The 17,640-nt window shown below is 65.2% G+C and carries 14 protein-coding genes; 9 read left to right on the plus strand and 5 right to left on the minus strand.

Translation table 11 applies throughout. The features are described 5' to 3' along the window. Positions 1–162: 162 nt before the first annotated feature. Positions 163–348, minus strand: a complete 186-nt coding sequence (locus BLS50_RS27050) for a hypothetical protein (RefSeq protein WP_006480515.1) — start codon at positions 346–348, stop codon at positions 163–165. A gap of 225 nt (positions 349–573) precedes the next feature. Here BLS50_RS27050 and BLS50_RS27055 point away from each other — a divergent pair, with 225 nt between their 5' ends. Beyond that, positions 574–1,332 (plus strand): DeoR/GlpR family DNA-binding transcription regulator, encoded by a 759-nt coding sequence (locus tag BLS50_RS27055; RefSeq protein WP_011546920.1) that lies wholly within the window; start codon positions 574–576, stop codon positions 1,330–1,332. Positions 1,333–1,437: 105 nt separating this feature from the next. After that, a complete protein-coding gene (locus tag BLS50_RS27060) occupies positions 1,438–3,234 on the plus strand; it encodes a phospholipase D-like domain-containing protein (RefSeq protein ID WP_074805483.1) in 1,797 nt (598 codons plus the stop codon). 64 nt (positions 3,235–3,298) lie between these two features. Here BLS50_RS27060 and BLS50_RS27065 read toward each other — a convergent pair whose 3' ends face one another. The 3 genes from BLS50_RS27065 to BLS50_RS27075 all read right to left on the minus strand — a co-directional run bounded on the left by BLS50_RS27065 (position 3,299) and on the right by BLS50_RS27075 (position 7,083). After that, entirely contained in the window at positions 3,299–3,973 is a 675-nt protein-coding gene (locus tag BLS50_RS27065; RefSeq protein WP_012339399.1) for a TetR family transcriptional regulator, read from the minus strand. 126 nt (positions 3,974–4,099) lie between these two features. Then, positions 4,100–5,368: an NAD(P)/FAD-dependent oxidoreductase gene (locus BLS50_RS27070; protein WP_074805486.1), complete on the minus strand. Its 1,269-nt coding sequence runs from the start codon at positions 5,366–5,368 to the stop codon at positions 4,100–4,102. A 134-nt stretch (positions 5,369–5,502) separates the two neighbouring features. After that, positions 5,503–7,083 (minus strand): amino acid permease, encoded by a 1,581-nt coding sequence (locus tag BLS50_RS27075; protein ID WP_074805489.1) that lies wholly within the window; start codon positions 7,081–7,083, stop codon positions 5,503–5,505. Between the two features lie 630 nt (positions 7,084–7,713). Between BLS50_RS27075 and amaB the strand changes: the two genes are divergently transcribed. From amaB to BLS50_RS27090, 5 genes are all read left to right on the plus strand, one after another. Beyond that, entirely contained in the window at positions 7,714–9,225 is a 1,512-nt protein-coding gene (gene amaB, locus BLS50_RS27080; RefSeq protein WP_034175147.1) for an L-piperidine-6-carboxylate dehydrogenase, read from the plus strand. Positions 9,226–9,671: 446 nt separating this feature from the next. Beyond that, positions 9,672–10,262, plus strand: coding sequence for a hypothetical protein (locus BLS50_RS27085; RefSeq protein WP_256334174.1), 591 nt, complete (start codon positions 9,672–9,674; stop codon positions 10,260–10,262). 90 nt (positions 10,263–10,352) lie between these two features. Further along, complete coding sequence (locus BLS50_RS35595) at positions 10,353–10,907, plus strand: hypothetical protein (RefSeq protein WP_143028379.1); 555 nt, start codon at positions 10,353–10,355, stop codon at positions 10,905–10,907. A gap of 90 nt (positions 10,908–10,997) precedes the next feature. Further along, a complete protein-coding gene (locus tag BLS50_RS35600; RefSeq protein ID WP_143028380.1) occupies positions 10,998–11,345 on the plus strand; it encodes a hypothetical protein in 348 nt (115 codons plus the stop codon). Next, positions 11,318–11,521: a TolC family protein gene (locus BLS50_RS27090; RefSeq protein ID WP_053525045.1), complete on the plus strand. Its 204-nt coding sequence runs from the start codon at positions 11,318–11,320 to the stop codon at positions 11,519–11,521. The genes BLS50_RS35600 and BLS50_RS27090 overlap by 28 nt, the downstream gene beginning before the upstream one ends. Before the next feature lie 51 nt (positions 11,522–11,572). On the opposite strand, the gene BLS50_RS27095 is transcribed toward BLS50_RS27090, so the two are convergent. Beyond that, a complete protein-coding gene (locus BLS50_RS27095; RefSeq protein WP_074805492.1) occupies positions 11,573–14,017 on the minus strand; it encodes a DUF3772 domain-containing protein in 2,445 nt (814 codons plus the stop codon). A gap of 454 nt (positions 14,018–14,471) precedes the next feature. Here BLS50_RS27095 and BLS50_RS27100 point away from each other — a divergent pair, with 454 nt between their 5' ends. Together BLS50_RS27100 and BLS50_RS27105 are read left to right on the plus strand one after the other, a co-directional pair. Further along, complete coding sequence (locus BLS50_RS27100) at positions 14,472–15,890, plus strand: MFS transporter (RefSeq protein ID WP_011546927.1); 1,419 nt, start codon at positions 14,472–14,474, stop codon at positions 15,888–15,890. A gap of 397 nt (positions 15,891–16,287) precedes the next feature. Next, positions 16,288–17,604 carry a hypothetical protein gene (locus BLS50_RS27105; protein WP_080486925.1) on the plus strand — a complete coding sequence of 439 codons (1,317 nt, stop codon included), beginning with the start codon at positions 16,288–16,290 and terminating at the stop codon, positions 17,602–17,604. The last annotated feature ends 36 nt before the right edge of the window (positions 17,605–17,640 follow it).

A 17,640-nucleotide genomic window follows, 5' to 3' on the forward strand; every position in this document is an offset into this window, starting at 1 on the left:
GCCAGTATCGGGCGAAGCGGCGCCGGCGTCTTGTCGAATCCTGCACTCATGCCACGCTGCATGTGATCGTGCCGGCGGTCATCGCGCCGGTGCGCGGTGCGGCGGCGATGAGCGCCCGCGGCACGGCGATGCGCTGCGCGGAGGGACGCGCAGCGGCGGCGATCAGTCGATCGAGAACGTATCGAGCGGCTGGTTGGCGCGCGCGTCGGTCGCGAAGCGCGCGGCGAGCTGTTCGTAGAGCCGGCGTGCTTCGTCGAGCGTCAGGTCGATCCAGTACGGATCACCCGCCGCGTCGTTGAGGCGTTCCGGCGGAAACTGGATTTCGATCACACTGCCTTTGCGATACATGGTGCGAGCCCCTTTGATGGTCGGTATTGGTCGTTCGGCGAAGCGCAAAGTGTAGCGCCGGGCGCCGCCGGGGATTCGCGCGCGCCGGACAATAGTGAATTTCGCTTTCGGGGAAACGCGCCCGGACGCTGCCTGGCCGCTTACCCGGCGCAGTCAAATGGTCGTCAAACGTCCGTAATACAATGGCCGGCTTACCCATTACCAGTCGCCTCGGGCGCACACGCGATGCTGGCGGAACAACGTCATCAATACATCCTGTCGGAGCTCGGACGGTCGGGCGCGCTGTCGGTCGCGGAACTCGTGCGTTCGCTCGACGTGTCGCGCGAAACCGTGCGGCGCGACCTGAATGCGCTGGCCGCGCGCGGCCTGCTCGTGATGACGCACGGCGGCGCGCTGGCCGCGGATCGCCGCGAGCCGAGCCTGTCCGAGCGCGAGGCCGCGAACGCCGATGCGAAGCGCACGATCGGGCGGCGCGCGGCCGAATTCGTGCCCGACGATGCATCGGTGCTGATCGATTCGGGCAGCACGCCGCATGCGGTCGCGCTGGCGCTCGCCGACCGGCACCGGCTGTCGATCTACACGAACGACTGGCGTACCGCATTCGTGCTCGCGCGGCGCAACGGCAACCGCGTGACGCTGCTCGGCGGCGAGCTGTCCGACGACGAGGACGCCACCTTCGGGCTCGACACGATCCACCAGCTCGCGCAATACCACGTCGATTTCGCGTTCGTCGGCGCTGGCGGCATCACGCCCGACGGTGAGTGCACCGACTACTCGCGGCTGGCGGCCGAAGTGCGCAGCCGGATGATCGCGGCGGCCGGCACGGCGATCATCGTCGCCGACCATTCGAAATTCGGCCGCGTGACGCCGGTGCGGATCAACGGTGCGGCCGCCGCCCGCTATCTGGTGACCGAGCGCGCACCCGACAAGGCCGTGCGCCGCGCGCTGACGGCGCGCGGGGTCGAGCTGCTCGTGTGCGACTGACGCGCATCCGACATACAAGGTTCATCGAAGCGTCATCGCGCGGGAAAGACCGTCGTCAAGACTGACTCATTCACCTCGACCGGCCGCCAGGCCAGGGAGCAACGAATGACCGTCAGCGTGCGCAGCTATCTTTCCCCCACCCTGGTCCTGCTGGCTTTCGACTGGCCCGATGCGGCGTCGCGGTCCGATTTCCTCGGCTTCGCGATCCGGCGCACGCCGGGCTTCTGGTCGGCTGACGGCAAGACGCGTGCGCCGGACAGCTGGCTGCCCAACCGCCTGACGTTCGACGGCCCGGCCGCCGACACGCAGGGCGATGCGCCCACCGATCAGGCGCCGATCCAGAAATTCATGTGGTGGGATGCACGCATCGATCCGCAGGATCGCGGTGCGTCGTTCCGCTACGACGTCTATCCGGTCGTCGGCACGCCGGCGAACCTGCAGGTGCTCGACGCGCAAGCCGGCGTGTGCGACGTCGTGCTGCCCGCGCACATCGAGGACGGCATCGGCACGTGGTTCAACCGCGCGGTGGTCAGTTCGCAGGCGTTCGCGAAGCAGGTTGCTGCGCTCGGTCTCGCGCCGAACGAGGCGCCGAGCGCCGCGCAGGCGCTGAAGCTGCGCACGTGGCTCGCGAACGACATGGAGCAGGTGTTCGCTCAGATGCTCGATCCCGCGTCGCGCGCGGCGTCGGCCGTCTATCATCTGACCGACACGCTGTGGGCGCTGCCCGCGTTCCAGGCGTTTGGGCGCAAGCACGGCGAAGCGTCGCTCGCGATCGTCTACGACGCGCACACGACGGCGCGCAAGGGCAAGCCGCCGCTGCCGTCGCCGAACCAGCCGGCCGTCGATGCGCTGCAAGGCCTCGCGACGCTCGCACCGCGCGACAAGACGCACATCATGCACGACAAGTTCATCGTGACCGATGCGCCGTCGAACCCGGCGCCCGCGCGCGTGCTGACCGGCTCCGCGAACTTCACGACCGAAGGGCTGACCGAGCAGGCCAACGTGCTGCATGCGTTCGACTCGCCCGCGCTCGCCGCGCTGTACAACGAGCGCGCCCACGCGCTGGCGGGGAATCCGTCGATCGCGGAGACCGCGCGGCTGTCGCCGGGCTGGTCGGCGCCGATGACGATCGGCAGCGCGCAGGTGCGCGTCGCCTACTCGCCGGAGCCGGCGGGGCAGCGTACCGAGATCGATACGATCGTCGCCGCGATCGCGGCCGCGAAGCATTCGGTGTCGTTCTGCCTGTTCATGCCGACCGACGCCGCGCTGCGCGATGCGTGTTTCGCGGCCGGCGACCGCGGGCTGATGATGTTCGGTCTGGTGAACCGGATCAATGTCGGCAGCGCGACGAAGGCCGATGCCGCGCGGCAGGCCGGGCAGACGCTCGATGCGGCGACGCTCGCGAACCTCGAGCTGTACCACCGCAGCCGCGACAACCACGACGTGATCGACGCGTCGTATTTCTCGCCGGTCACCGTGCCGCAAGGCTTCGAGCCGGAGTTGCGGCTGTTCCCGGGCGAGCCGGCGCCGGCCTTTCCGCCCGTCGTGATCCATCACAAGTTCATCGTGATCGACGCGGAGGGCGCGAATCCGGTCGTCTATACGGGCTCGGCGAACATGAGCCGCAATTCCGAGCAGTACAACGACGAGAACCTGCTCGAGATCCGCGACAAGCGGATCGCGGCGATCTATCTCGCGGAATTCCTGCGGCTTTACGAGCACTACCGCGCACGCGCGCTGGCGATCAACGCGAAACGGCAGCACGGCACGGGTACGGATACGGGCGCGCATGCACGGCTCGCGCTTGCGCCCGATTCGAGCTGGGCGAAGAAGTATTACGTGGCGGGCAGCCCGGAAGAAAAGGCGCGGATCGCGCTGGCGTCGGTCGCGCCGACGGACTGATGCGCTGAAGGGCTGAAGTTGGAGGGGGTGCGGATGTCGCGTGCCCCGGCCGGCGACTTGCCGCTTACGCGGCGACGTAGCGGAGCACCGCGTCGGCGATCGTGTCGCGATGCCGCGCGCGCAGGCGCGGTGCCGACGGATCGCGGCCGAATGCAGCGCCGAACGTGTAGCGGTTCGCCACGCGGTGGAAGCAGAACGAGCTGATCAGCAGGTGCAGGTCGAATGCGTCGATGTCCTTGCGGAACACGCCGCTGGCCGCCCCGCGCTCGACCAGTTCCTCGAGCGTCTTGATGATGCTGACGTTGCGGTTCTTGAACGACTTCAACTGTTCGACATACTTTGCGCCGTGGATGTTCTCGATCGACACGAGGCGGACGAAGTCGCGATGCTTGTCGTGATAGTCGAACGTGAATTCGACGAGGCGGCGCATGCCTTCGCGCGGCTCCATGTCGCCGACGTGCAGCTCCTGCTCGAGCGCGCGGATGTCGCCGTACACCTTCTCCAGCACGGCCTCGTACAGGCCTTCCTTGCTTTCGAAGTAGTAATAGAGCATCCGCTTCGTCGTGTTCGTGCGCTCGGCGATCGCGTCGACGCGCGCACCGGCGAGGCCCATCGCGGAGAATTCCTGCGTGGCGACATCGAGGATGTTGCGCTTGGTTTGCTCGGGATCGTATTTACGCCGCGCATCGGACGCAAGCGCGCGGGGGTCGGACGTGGCGGCCTTGCTTCCTGCTTTCATGTGACTTTGTTGTGGTTCGCGGCGGCTTGGAAAAGGCATTCTAGCATGTGGGAAATGCCCGCCCGGCCGACCTTCCGCTCTAATCGGCAAGGCCGTCGGCGCGGTCGTTTCGGCCGTCGCGGGCGCTCAGCGGCGGCAGGACGCGAGCGCGTCGCGGGCCTGGTACGCCGTGTACGTGAGTTGCGCGGCGGCAAGGCCGGCCAGCCCGAACGTGCGCGTGAGTCCGAACGCGGCGAAGCCGGCCGGCACCGGCCGGCCTTCGGCCAGCGCGGCGGCGAGCGCCTCGCCGGCCACCGTGGTCGGCGCCATCCCGTGGCCGCCGAACGCGATCGCGTGCCATACACCGTCCGCGTCGCGGCCGATCTGCGGCATCTTGTGCCGCGCGTAGCTCATCAGCCCGCCCCACGCGTAGTCGACTTTCACGCCTTCCAGTTGCGGATACACGCGCAGCAGGTCGCGCCGCAGCAGGCGCGCGATCGCGTCGGGGCCGCGGTCGAGCACGGAGATCCGGCCGCCCCACAGGATCCGCGTGTCCTTCAGCGGACGGTAGTAGTCGAACGCGAAACGCGTGTCGTAGATCGCGTACGGCGCGTCGATCGCGTCGGGCAGGCGCGTGCCGAGTGGTTCGGTCGCGATCACGTAGGTCGCGATCGGCAGCACCGCGCGCTCGATGCGCGGCGACACGCCGCGCGCATAGCCGCCGCCGGCGAACACGACGTCCTTCGCGCGTACCGCGCCTTGCGCCGTGCGCACCACGTAGCCGGCGCCGTCGCGTGCGATGCCGAGCGCGGCCGAGCGCTCGTACACACGTGCGCCGCCGCGCGACGCGGCTGCCGCGACGCCGAGCACGTACTTCAGCGGATGGAAGTGGAATGCGTTCGGCTCGAACAGGCCGCCGTAATAGCGCCGGGTTTTCAGCCGCTCGCGCAGCGCGCCGGTCGGGACGGGTTCCCATTCGACGCCGAGTTCGTTCTTCATCAGCGTGCGCACGCTGTCGAGCCGCGACGGATCGTCGAACCAGTTCGCGAGCATCACGCCCTGGTCGACGATGTCGCAATCGATCCCGTAGCGCGCGATGCGCGCGCGGATCAGGTCGACCGCGTCGACGGTGAGCCGGTACAGCCGGCGCCCTTCGTCGCGGCCGAGCGTGCGCAGCAGGTCGGCGTTGTCGAGGCTGTAGCCGCCGAACACGAAGCCGCCGTTGCGGCCCGATGCGCCGAAGCCGACCCGTTCGCTGTCGAGCACGACGACGTCCGTCACGCCGCGCTCGACGAGGCCGAGCGCCGTGCACAGGCCGGCAAGGCCGCCGCCGACGATGCAGACCTGGGTATCGATCGTGCCGGTCAGTTGCGGGTAGGGCTGGCGGGTAACGGTGGCTTCGTAGAAGTTCTGCATGCGTGTTGGGTGACTCGTGACGGCGAAAAAAACAGGCGGCGCGCGTCGATCTTGCCTGAACGCGCGCGCCGCGTCGAATGGGAGCTTCAGCGCGACGGCCGCCGTGGTGGGGGCGGCCGACGCGTTACCGGGCGTCAGGCGCCCGGCGTCGGGTTGACCGGACGGGCGACATAGGCCGGATAGCCGGCGTTGGCCTTGTCGGTAGCCTCATGTGTTGCGTTGCGTTCGATCCACGGCGCGATTTCCATGTCCTCGTAGCGCACCAGCCGGCATTTGCGCACGAGCGCGTAGCCGAGCCAGATCGCGAGGAAGAACGGCAGGCCGATGTAGGTTGCGGCGACACCCGCCCAGTCGATCTTGTCGGCGAGGAACGCCTGGTAGTCCTGGCCGAGCGCGACGACCGCGCACAGCGCGAATGCGAACAGCGGGCCGAACGGGAACCACTTCGACCGGTACGGCAACTGGTCGAGCCGGTAGCCCTGCTTCAGGAAACCCTTGCGGAACCGGTAGTGGCTGACCGCGATGCCGAGCCACGTGATGAAGCCGGCCATGCCCGACGTGTTCAGCAGCCACAGGTAGACCGTCTTGTCGCCGTACAGCGACGTGAGGAAGCACAGCGCGCCGACGGCGGTGGTCGCATACAGCGCGTTGCGCGGCACGCCGCCGGGCGACAGTTTCGCGAACAGCTTCGGCGCGCGGCCTTCGACCGCGAGGTTGTAGAGCATCCGCGTCGACGCATACATGCCCGAGTTGCCGGCCGACAGCACGGCCGTCAGGATCACGGCATTCATCACGCCGGCGGCAAAGGCGAGACCCGCGTGCCGGAACACCAGCGTGAACGGGCTCACGCCGATATCGGTCACGTCGCTCTTCAGCAGGCTCGGATCGGTGTACGGAACCAGCACGCCGATCACGAAGATCGCGAACACGTAGAACAGCAGGATGCGCCAGAAGATCTGGCTCACCGCACGCGGAATCGTCGTGCGCGGGTTCTCCGATTCGCCGGCCGCGACGCCGATCATCTCGGTACCCTGGAACGAGAAGCCCGCGATCATCGCGACGCCGAGCATCGTCGCCCAGCCGCCGACGAACGGCGCGTCGCCGATCGTGAAGTTGCCCCAGCCGGCGCTCGGGCCGCCCTGCATGATCCCGAAGATCATCAGCAGGCCGACGCCGACGAACGCGAGCACGGTGAGTACCTTGATCAGCGCGAACCAGTATTCGGCTTCGCCGAAGCCGCGCACCGACAGCGCGTTGAGCGCGAAGATCAGCGTGAGGAACAGCGCGCTCCACCAGACGCCCGGCACGTGTGGGAACCAGTAGTGCATCACGAGCTGCGCGGCGACGAGTTCCACCGCCAGCGTCACGGCCCAGCTGTACCAGTAGTTCCAGCCGAGCGCGAAGCCGAAGCCTTCGTCGACGAACTTCGTGCCGTAGGTCGCGAACGAGCCCGACACCGGCATGAACGCGGCCATTTCGCCGAGGCTCGTCATCAGGAAATAGACCATCAGGCCGATCAGCATGTACGCGAGCATCGCGCCACCGGGGCCGGCCTGCGAGATCGATGCGCCGGACGCGACGAACAGGCCCGTGCCGATCGAGCCGCCGATCGCGATCATCCGCAGATGGCGGGCCTGCAACGCGCGGTGGAGGGAGGGCTTCGCAGGGGGCGAGGCGGACGGGCGGGACGAATCGGGGCGGGCATCTGAATGCATGGCGGGCGCTGGGCGCTGTCTCCGGGATTGTTTTTCGGTGACGAAGCGCGACGCGTTGCCGCCCGCGGCGGGTAGCGGTGATGCGGTGCGAAACCGGCCCGCTGAGCCGGGCCGTGGTGCGTGTCGCCTTCGTCGGTCGTCCGGCTGCCGTGGTGGCGGCCGGCGGCGCGCCGGGTGCGTTGCACCTCGACGTCGCACCGATTGTGTGTGCGCGGTGCACGGGCGGCAAACGATATTTCCGAACAGGGTGATGCGGGATGATCATCAACTTGTGTCGTGCCGCGATGCGTCCGGGTGCCCGGCCGCAGGCTTTGGAAACGTCCCGAATCGATCCGGAAACGCGTTGGTCCGGCCGGTCGAGTTGTTGCGTTTTGGGAATGAAGTCGTGAGTTAATATCAATAGCGGCCCGACTTGTGGCCATCGACAATGTGTTCATGGATCGTGCCTCGCGAGGCTGGGGCGCGCCGTCCGGCCGGGCTTTGCGGCGGCGGCGCAGCGCGATGCGCCGGATGGCGCACCGGCCCGCCGCGCGGCGCGTCCGCTTGCACGACGCGCTCGAACGCGCTCCAATCGAATCACGCCGGCGGCGCTGCCGCCGCACCGATCAATCTGTCCCTGAAGAGGAAGTGATGCAATTCAACGACATTCTTGCCGCGCTCGACATCGATCTCGCCCAGTGGAAAGGCAATGCGCTGACCGCGCGTTCGCCGCTGGACGGCGCGACGCTCGCGACGCTGGCCGTCGACACGCCCGCCGACGCCGAGCGCAAGATCGACGCCGCGCACGACGCATTCCTCAAGTGGCGCACGGTGCCGGCGCCGGTGCGCGGCGAACTCGTGCGCGTGTTCGGCAACGTGCTGCGCGAGCACAAGGCCGAACTCGGCCGCCTCGTCACGCTCGAAGCCGGCAAGATCACGTCGGAAGGCCTCGGCGAAGTGCAGGAAATGATCGACATCTGCGATTTCGCGGTCGGCCTGTCGCGTCAGCTTTACGGCCTCACGATCGCGTCCGAGCGCCCGGGCCACCGGATGATGGAAACGTGGCATCCGATCGGCGTGTGCGGCGTGATTTCGGCGTTCAACTTCCCGGTCGCGGTGTGGGCGTGGAATGCGGCGCTCGCGTTCGTGTGCGGCGATTCGGTCGTGTGGAAGCCGTCCGAGAAGACGCCGCTCACCGCGATCGCGTGCCACGTGCTGCTCCAGAAGGCGCTCCGCGAGTTCGACAAGACGCATCCGGGCGTCGCGCCGGCGGAACTGAGCCAGCTGGTACTCGGCATGCGCGACGTCGGCGAGGTGCTGACGGCGTCGAAGAAGGTGCCGGTCGTCAGCGCGACGGGCAGCGTGCGGATGGGCCAGGAAGTCGCGAAGGTGCTGAGCCAGCGCCTGGCACGCGGCATCCTCGAGCTCGGCGGCAACAACGGGATGATCGTCGCGCCGAGCGCGGATCTCGACCTCGTCGTGCGCGCGGTCACGTTCGCGGCGGTCGGCACGGCCGGCCAGCGCTGCACGACGCTGCGCCGCCTGATCGTGCATCGCAGCCTCGTCGAGCAACTGCTGCCGCGCATCGAGAAGGCCTACGCGTCGGTGAAGGTCGGCAACCCGCTCGAGGAAGGCACGCTGGTCGGCCCGCTGGTCGATCGTGCGTCGTTCGACGCGATGCAGAAGGCGCTGGCCGATGCGCGCGAGCAGGGCGGCGAAGTGAAGGGCGGCGAGCGCGTCGACGTCGGTCACGCGGATGCGTACTACGTGCGTCCGGCCATCGTGCGGATGCCGAAGCAATCGGCGGTGGTCGAGCGCGAGACGTTCGCGCCGATCCTGTACGTGATGGTCTACGACAACTTCGACGACGCGATCGACGTGCACAACGCGGTGCCGCAAGGCCTGTCGTCGGCGATCTTCACGAACGACATGCGCGAGGCCGAGCAGTTCATGTCGGCGGCCGGCAGCGATTGCGGGATCGTCAACGTGAACATCGGCACGAGTGGCGCGGAAATCGGCGGCGCGTTCGGTGGCGAGAAGGAAACGGGCGGCGGCCGCGAGTCGGGTTCGGATGCGTGGAAGGCGTATATGCGCCGTGCGACGAATACGATCAACTATAGCCGGCAGTTGCCGCTGGCGCAGGGGGTGAAGTTCGATGTTTGATGCTGGGGTGGGATTGGCGTGTTGTTGGCGCTGATTTCATCGGGCGACTGATATAGCGTCGTAATCGTTTCAAGCGGGAAAGCCGGCCATGGGCCGGCTTTTTTGTTTTCTGGTGCGGCGATTGATTGGGACAAGCGACTTTGGGATGTTTTCCCGGGAGTGGATCATTGATAGCGTGTCGGAGATGAGAAATCGTACAAGTACGGAATTTTCGAATTATTTTTGATGCTTCGTATGTGTATGAAAATGAGTCGATTTCTTGTTTTCTTTCAATTCTTTCTATATCTTCATGGCGTTGCATATCGATGGCGGGGAGGGTGATTTTTTGGATTCTGGTTGGTAACGTTTCGACATATTGATTAGGTATGCATATGAAGTGGTGTGGGGAATCGAGAAGATGGCGCGCTTGCCCCAAGGGGCGAGAGGAGAGAGAGGGCTATGGATCGGTGAGCGAAGACAAGGGGAGTGACACTGAGCCCGCGAACATCTCTGGCCTGGTGATCAGAATTTATCGAATGAGTCCCGCACTCTTGGCTTTGCATCTGTCTGGTGTGGCGATTGCTTGGTTTGCTCCGGATGACGCGCTGACTCGTTGGCCATTTATGAAGATGGCGGTAGCTAACGTTGGAGAGGTATTCCCTTTGCTACCAGAGGCGGTGAAGAAATCCAAATTTCCTGATGTGACGGCGCTGTATTTTTTTCTGATGTTGGTCGCGATTCCGATGAGGCTTTCGGTAGGGATTCGCTTTTGTTATTCGTATCGATATCGGGTCGAGGGTGGATATTCTAAAATTTCCATCGTGAAGAAAATTTACTCGATTGTTGTTGTTTTGGTGTTTATGTGCATGGGATTTCATTCGATTTTGGTTGAAGGATATTTCTATGAGTGGAATTTTGTTGCAATAAGCCGGTCGCGCATATGGCTGGGTTTGATTGGACCGTTTTTTGCGGGTGGGGCGGAACTTATCGCTATCGCAGTTGGTGTAGTTGCAATTTTCATTGCATTGCGCCGTGTCTTCGCTTGTAAAGGGGGGTAGGTCATGGTGGGTTATGAAATTGACAAATTGAAATTTTAGTGTGAATAAAAAATAATTCGATATTTTTAACTGCGGCACGGTGGAGAGCGTATGAGGGGGATTTTTGTTTTATTGATGCTTTCATTTGTTTTGTCTGCTTGCATCATTAACCCCGCGAGAGATCGCCCTGTCAGATCGCCGACGACTTTTTTGAGAGATGTCAAGATTGTTGTGGATTCTGGTGATCTTGGGAACGTTGGATTTGTTGGGAATCAGCTAAGGATTGTTTGCGATTCTGGCTCCCCGGAACCAGTTCGCGATAGAGAGGGGACGATTAAGGGATATGGAGTCGACGTGAAATGTACTGCATCCTCTAAAGAATACGAGAAGGAGAGGAATTTCAATTATGGATTGTTTTGGCCTGATGGGATGAATTTCTATAGGGCTGGATTGTCGCTTCCGATTAATGGTGAGGCAATGTGTATTACTCCATTCGATCTTATAGAGGTTTTTGGGGATGTTGAGAAATATCCTGTTTCTCATTGGGGTTCGTGGTCGTATATGTATAAAAGGAGTGACATAAATTCAAGGGCAGTTTTTTCGATTGACAGAAATGGATGTGTCGGTGGTGTTTATGTTTCTTTGAATCGCGAGAGAGTAAGGTGAGTGGTGAAGATAACTGGTCGTGAAGAGTTGTTCAAGGGGATGATTTTGGGGTAGGGTGCCATTGATCTTATCAATAAGAGTCCATTGCTCATGGATCAAATAATTAAATACAATGAAGGTATGCTGAGTAAGGACTTGAATCCAGCCGAGGTTGGTGCGGGCGAACGGGGAATATTCTGGGATCGTGGGCGGCCTGGAATTGTATTTGGGAATTATGCTGGCGTGACGTTTGACAAGTTCGATCCACGTGTATTGGTCGGTATTTTGAGTCACGAGATTGGCCACTATATCAATGACGCACGAGCTCAAGCTCGTGAGCAGTATCACGCGAATGAAATGCGAAACAACTGCATGGTGATGCAGGCAACGACCGGCTTCTTGGAGCAGACAGCCTGGATGCGTCTGCACGCTTGCTGGCCGCAGCGGAGGCGGCGCTGACATCGGCGCGCAATCGTTACGCGTTCGGCGCAGGCGATATTCTGGAACTGCTGTCGGCGCAAGCGGCGCTTGCCGATGCCCGTCAGGAACGGGTGCGAACGCTGGCCGAATGGGAGGCGGCGCGGCTTCGACTGTTTGCCAGCGCCGGCATCATCGGACGATGGGCATTTCGGTAGTACTGGAGACGGCCGTCGCGATAGCTGAAGTACGCGACCGGCCATCTTCGTTTACTTCTCTTCCGTTGGCATGTTCTGCACGACCAGCATCTGCGGGCTCGACAGCGTGATCCCCGCCGCGCGCAACTGCTTGAGGATCTCGAACAGCAGATCGCTCTTCGTCGAACTCGCGATCCGCGGGCTCGACACGTAACCCGTCACGCTCAGCGTGATCCCGTCCGGCGCGAGCTGGCTGAACGTCACCGACGGCGCCGGCTTGTCGAGAATCGCCTGGTGCTCGCGATACGCATCGAGCAGCAGGTCGCGCACCTGCTCCGGATCGGTGTTCAGCGGGAACGTCAGCACCAGCGTTGCGACGCCCTGCGTGCTGTTGCCCATCGTCACGTTGCGCACGTTCTGCGAGATCAATTGCGAATTCGGCACGATCACGGTCGAGCGGTCGCTCAGCTGAATTTCGGTCGCGCGCACGTTGATGCGGCGGATGTCGCCTTCGACGCCCGCGATGCTGACCATGTCGCCCACCTTCACCGGGCGCTCGGTCAGCAGGATCAGCCCCGACACGAAGTTCTTCACGATCTCCTGCAGGCCGAAGCCGATACCCACCGACAACGCACTGACGATCCACGCGAGATTGTTCCACCTGACGCCGAGCAGCCCGAGCGTCATCAGCACGAGCAGCACGTAGCCGACGTTGGTGAACAGCGTGATCAGCGACACGCGCATGCCCGTATCCATGCCGAGCGCGGGCATGAATTCGCCGTCGAGCCAGCGGCGCAGCGAGCGCAGCAGGTAGAACCCGATCGCGAAGCCGATCACGGCGTTCAAGATCCGGTCGGGCATGATGTTCAGGCTCTGCAGTCGCTGGCTGCCGATCATCGCGACCGCGCTGTCGAGCAGGTCGCCCGGCGTCGTGCCGAAACCGCCGGTCACCAGGGCGATCGCTGCGATCAGCATCAGCAGGCTCGTGCCGAAGCCGGACAGGACCGTGCGCGCCTGATCCAGGTGGCGGTCTTCGAGCGCGAACAGGTGCTTGATCTGCTGGCCCGTCGACAGGCTCGACGAGAACAGGCTTTCGCTCGCGTCGCGCGTCAACTGGATCAGGATGTAGGTCGCGCACAGCACGATCTCGAACCACACGAGCTCGTACGTGATGAAGCGTGCGACCGTGATGTAACCGATCAGGAGTGCGATCAACGAGGCGACGATCGCGAGCGTGACGCCGGCATGGATCAGCCCGGCGAGCGTCGAGCGCTGCTCCGGTGCCTCGCCTGCCGCCGCGAGGGCGCTGCGTGCACGATTCGCGCGCAGCAGCGACGCGCCGACCGTCAGCGCGACGACGAGCGACACGATGCCGCGACCGAACAGCGTGACCGACAGGCTGGTGTCGACGATCCGGTTGATCGATTCGAGCGTGCCGGATACCAGCAGCAGCCCGGCCAGGATGCTGGGGAACGGCTTCATCGCGAGCGCGACGGGATCGGCGAGCGCGGGCAGGCGCCACGACGGATGCTTCGTGCAGAGCAGTGCGCGGCCGAGCCCGGCGATCAGTGCGCAGGTCGCGGCGAGCTTTGCGAACTGGTCCCACAGGTCGGTCAGCGACGGCGTGAGTTCGTAGTGACGTGCAACGGCGAGATAGAGGATCTGGATCGCGATGGCCGTCGCGAGGAAGGTCGACAGGGCGGTCGACAGCGCCAGCGCGCTGCGGCGCAAGCGGGTGGGCGGCAGGCGGTTCAGCGCGATCCACGCGAGCCCGCGCTCGATGAGCCGGCGGCCGCCGAGCCAGGCGGCGAATGCGGCGATCAGCAGCACGGTGGTGATCGCCCGCTGCCCCGGCACCCACGACGAGCGCAGCATGTCGAACAGTTCGTCGTCGAAATCCTCGAGCCGCTGGCGATCGTCCGGCGACAGGTGGAACAGCGGCAACCAGAACTGCGCGCTGAAGATGCTGCCCGAACGGAACGCGAGCTGGTTCTTCAGCAGGCTGCGGTGCAGCTTCGCGAACTGCTCGGTCAGGTTCGTGAGGCTCGTCTTCTGGTCGGCGGCCTGCTTCAGCGCGGCGTCGATCTGCGTCTTGCGCGCGTCCAGCGCGGCCCGCTGCTTCGCGACGGCCGGCGCTTCCGGCGCGGCGCCCTCGGCCGGCGCCGGCCCGAGCACGTCGAGCTGCGCCTGAACCTGCGCACGTTGCGGTGTGAGATCGCTCTGCAGTTTCGCGACATCGGTGCTCAGCTCCTGCGCCGAGTCGTCGAGCGCGTCCAGCTCCTTGCTGTTGGACGCGGTCGAAGTCTGCTGCTTGATGCGGTCCAGCTCGGCCTGCATCTGCTTGAGCTGCGCGATGGCGTCGGGCAGGGAAATGGCCGGCGCGGCGGCGCCGACGCCGCTCGCGACGGGCGCGGAGGCTGCCGCCGGAAACGCCGACGCGGTCGCGATCGCCGCGAACTGCAGCAGCGCGATCAGCGCGATCCGGCGGGCGTACGTGGAAAGTCGTTGTATGGACATGGAATGCTTACGTTTTGCCGACAATGCCGGTTGCCGAAAGGCAGCCGGAAGCCGGTAGTTGGCCCGGTAGCATGTTACCGGGGCGCGGAACGCGTGGTTGTACCGATTGCATGTCCTCCTTCGCCGCGATTCGGGCGGCGCGCGCCTGCGCGAAACAGCGGGGGGGCTTGTCCTTGCCGGTCCGCGCGGGGCCCGAGCGGAGGCCAACGGCCGGGGAACGCCGCGCCGACGCGCTTCCCGTATTCGACATACGGTTACGCAATTTACACAATGTCCGGGGGAAAACGGGCGTCGAACGGCTTCGGCGCCCGCCGCGACCGTCATGCCGGCTTGCCCATGCGCCGAACGGGCGTGCCGGTACAATGCAGCGATTCGCACGGCGGCGGTTCGGCTGTCCGCCGGAGAACGACGCACAACGCGACACAACACGACACGATCAGGAGACGCGCCCAAGATGGCCTCAACGGACAGCCTTCCGCAGGCACAAGCCCCATCCCCCTCCATCGACCCCGGCTCCATCTCGGCCCGTCTCGACCGCCTGCCGCCGACGCGCAGCGTCTGGAAGCTCGTCGTGCTGCTGAGCCTCGGCTTCTTCTTCGAACTCTACGACCTGCTGTACAGCGGCTACGTCGCGCCGGGCCTCGTGAAAAGCGGCATCCTGTCCGCGACGACGCACGGCCTGTTCGGCACCACGGGCGTCGCGAGCTTCATCGCCGCGCTGTTCTCCGGCCTTTTCATCGGTACGATCGCGTGCGGCTTCCTCGCGGACCGCTTCGGCCGCCGCGCGATCTTCACGTGGTCGCTGCTGTGGTACACGGCCGCGAACGTCGTGATGGCGTTCCAGGACACCGCGACCGGGCTGAACTTCTGGCGCTTCGTCGTCGGTCTCGGGCTCGGCGTCGAGATGGTGACGATCGGCACGTACATCTCCGAACTCGTACCGAAGCAGATCCGCGGCCGCGCGTTCGCGTGCGAGCAGGCGGTCGGGTTCGTCGCGGTGCCGGTGGTCGCGTTCCTCGCTTACCTGCTGGTGCCGCACGCGCCGCTCGGCCTCGACGGCTGGCGCTGGGTCGTGCTGATCGGCGCGCATGGCGCGCTGTTCGTGTGGTGGATTCGCCGCGAACTGCCGGAAAGCCCGCGCTGGCTCGCGCAGCAGGGCCGGGTCGACGAGGCCGACCGCATCATGCGCGCGCTCGAGGCGAAGGTCGAAGCCGAATACGGGCGACCGTTGCCGCCGCCCGCGCCGGCCGAACCCGTGCCGCCGCGCGGCAGCTTCCGCGACATGTGGGTGCCGCCGTATCGCAGCCGCACGATCATGATGACGATCTTCAACGTGTTCCAGACGGTCGGCTTCTACGGCTTCGCGAACTGGGTGCCGACGCTGCTGATCAAGCAGGGCATCACGATCACGTCGAGCCTGATGTATTCGAGCGTGATCGCGCTCGCGGCGCCGATCGGCCCGCTGATCGGCCTCGTGATCGCCGACCGCTTCGAGCGCAAGTCGGTGATCGTCGCGATGGCGGCGGCGATCGTCGTCTGCGGGCTGCTGTTCAGCCAGACGACGGTGGGGGCGTTCCTGATCGTGCTCGGCATCGGCCTCACGCTCGCGAGCAACATCATGTCGTACAGCTTCCACGCCTACCAGGCCGAGTTGTTCCCGACGTCGATTCGCGCGCGGGCCGTCGGCTTCGTCTATTCGTGGAGCCGCTTCTCCGCGATCTTCTCGTCGTTCGTGATCGCGGCCGTGCTGCGGGGCTTCGGCACGTTCGGCGTGTTCGCGTTCATCGCGGGCGCGATGGTGGTCGTGATGGCTGCAATCGGATGGATGGGACCGCGCACGAAGGGCATCGCGCTCGAAACCATTTCGAAGTAGTCGGCGCGGTGTGCACGCGTGTCGCATGGTTCGTGCAGCATGCGTGCGATGCGGGCGAGGCCCCGGTTTCCGAGCACCGGATCGCAAAAAATGCTTCGTCATGCAGATCATAAACAGGGCGACACGCTCGAACCGGATGAAACCTGCGTGCCTTCGGACGTGTGCCGAAACCGCGCAACACGCCAGCCTGCCACGCAGCGAACACGCAAGCGGAAACGAGTTGAAACAAAGCGTGACGAAGCGCAATTCCCCGTAAAAGCGTGCTTCCGGCCGCGGCCGACTCGCGTATCGACGAGTAAAATAGGGGGCCTGACGACTCATTAGCCGCCATCGGAGTGCCCGCGTTGCATCAGCGAACGGCTCCACCGCGAAGAGGCGTCGGCGCCTGGCGCATGCGATGCGCCGGACGTGTCGATGGCTTGCGCGGAAGATGCGCCGCTCGCAGCAGCACCATGCGGCGGCCGGATCGGCCGATGGCTTCGAACCTATGATTCTTTCCCACCTGGCGCGGCGCTTTGCGCAGCCGCGTTGCCTCAACCGCGCAATCGCCGCATACGTGGGGCTCGCTGCCGCGGTGTCGATTTCCGTTGTCGCCGAACGGCCTGCCTTTGCCGCGTCCGATGCGCCGTCGTCTGCTGTGCAATCCTCGTCTGTCGCGTCGCCTGCTTCGGCGGCCTCTCGCACGCATCCGGCTTCGTCCGCGCATGCGGTGTCGGGTGCATCGGCCGCAGCGCCGACATCCGGGGCGTCACACGCGAATCACGCGGATTCCGCGAGCGCGGCATCCGGTGCGTCGGCCGCTTCCTCGGCGTCCGCGGCATCTGCGGCATCGGCTGCCGCACCCGCATCGGCCGCCTCCGGCACGCCCGCCAGCGAGGCCGAACCGCCTCCGCCCACGCCGCCGCGTCGGCATCCGCCGCTGTCGGCCGAGGAGGCGCAAAACGCGACGGCGCGCGCGCTCGACATGCGCAAGCGCTTCACGCAGGAAGTCACGCGGCGCCTGAACGTGCCCGCGAGCGAGCAGCGCGCGTACGGCGACCGCCTCCAGAAAGTGCTCGCCGATGCTGATCTCGGCGATCTCGCCGGCGAGTACGTTGCGATGGTCGACCGCGCGCCGAACGTGCAGGCGCTGTTCATCTACTTTCGCGCGACGCCGGCCAATGCGTGGCTGATGATCGGCGCATCGCCGGTCGGCACCGGGCTGCCGGGCCAGTACGACCATTTCCTGACGCCGCTCGGCGTGTTCCATCACTCGCCCGACACGATGGATTTCCGCGCGGAAGGCACGACGAACGAGAACGGCATTCGCGGCTACGGTCACCGCGACATGCGCATCTACGATTTCGGCTGGGTGGACGGCGAGCGCGGCTGGGGCAAGGGCGGCGTGTCGCCGATGCGTTTCCAGATGCATGCGACCGACCCCGACCGGCTCGAAGCGCTGCTCGGCATTCGGCACTCGAAGGGCTGCGTGCGGATTCCCGCGTCGCTGAACACGTTCCTCGACCAGCACGGGCTGCTCGACGACGACTATCAGGCACGCGTCGAGGCCGGCAAGTCGCTATGGGTGCTGCGTCGCGATCGCGACATCACGCCGATCGCGGGTCGCTATCTGGTCGTGATCGATAGTGTCCGCAAGACCCGCCCGGCTTGGTCGCCGCTGCCGGGGCGCGGCGCGTGGTCGAAGCTGCCGAAGGGCGGCGACACGGCGGACTGAGCGCCGGTTCGTCGGGCGCGGGCGGTGTAGAGATGA

This window comes from Burkholderia orbicola, from assembly GCF_900100915.1.
Lineage (GTDB): Bacteria > Pseudomonadota > Gammaproteobacteria > Burkholderiales > Burkholderiaceae > Burkholderia > Burkholderia orbicola.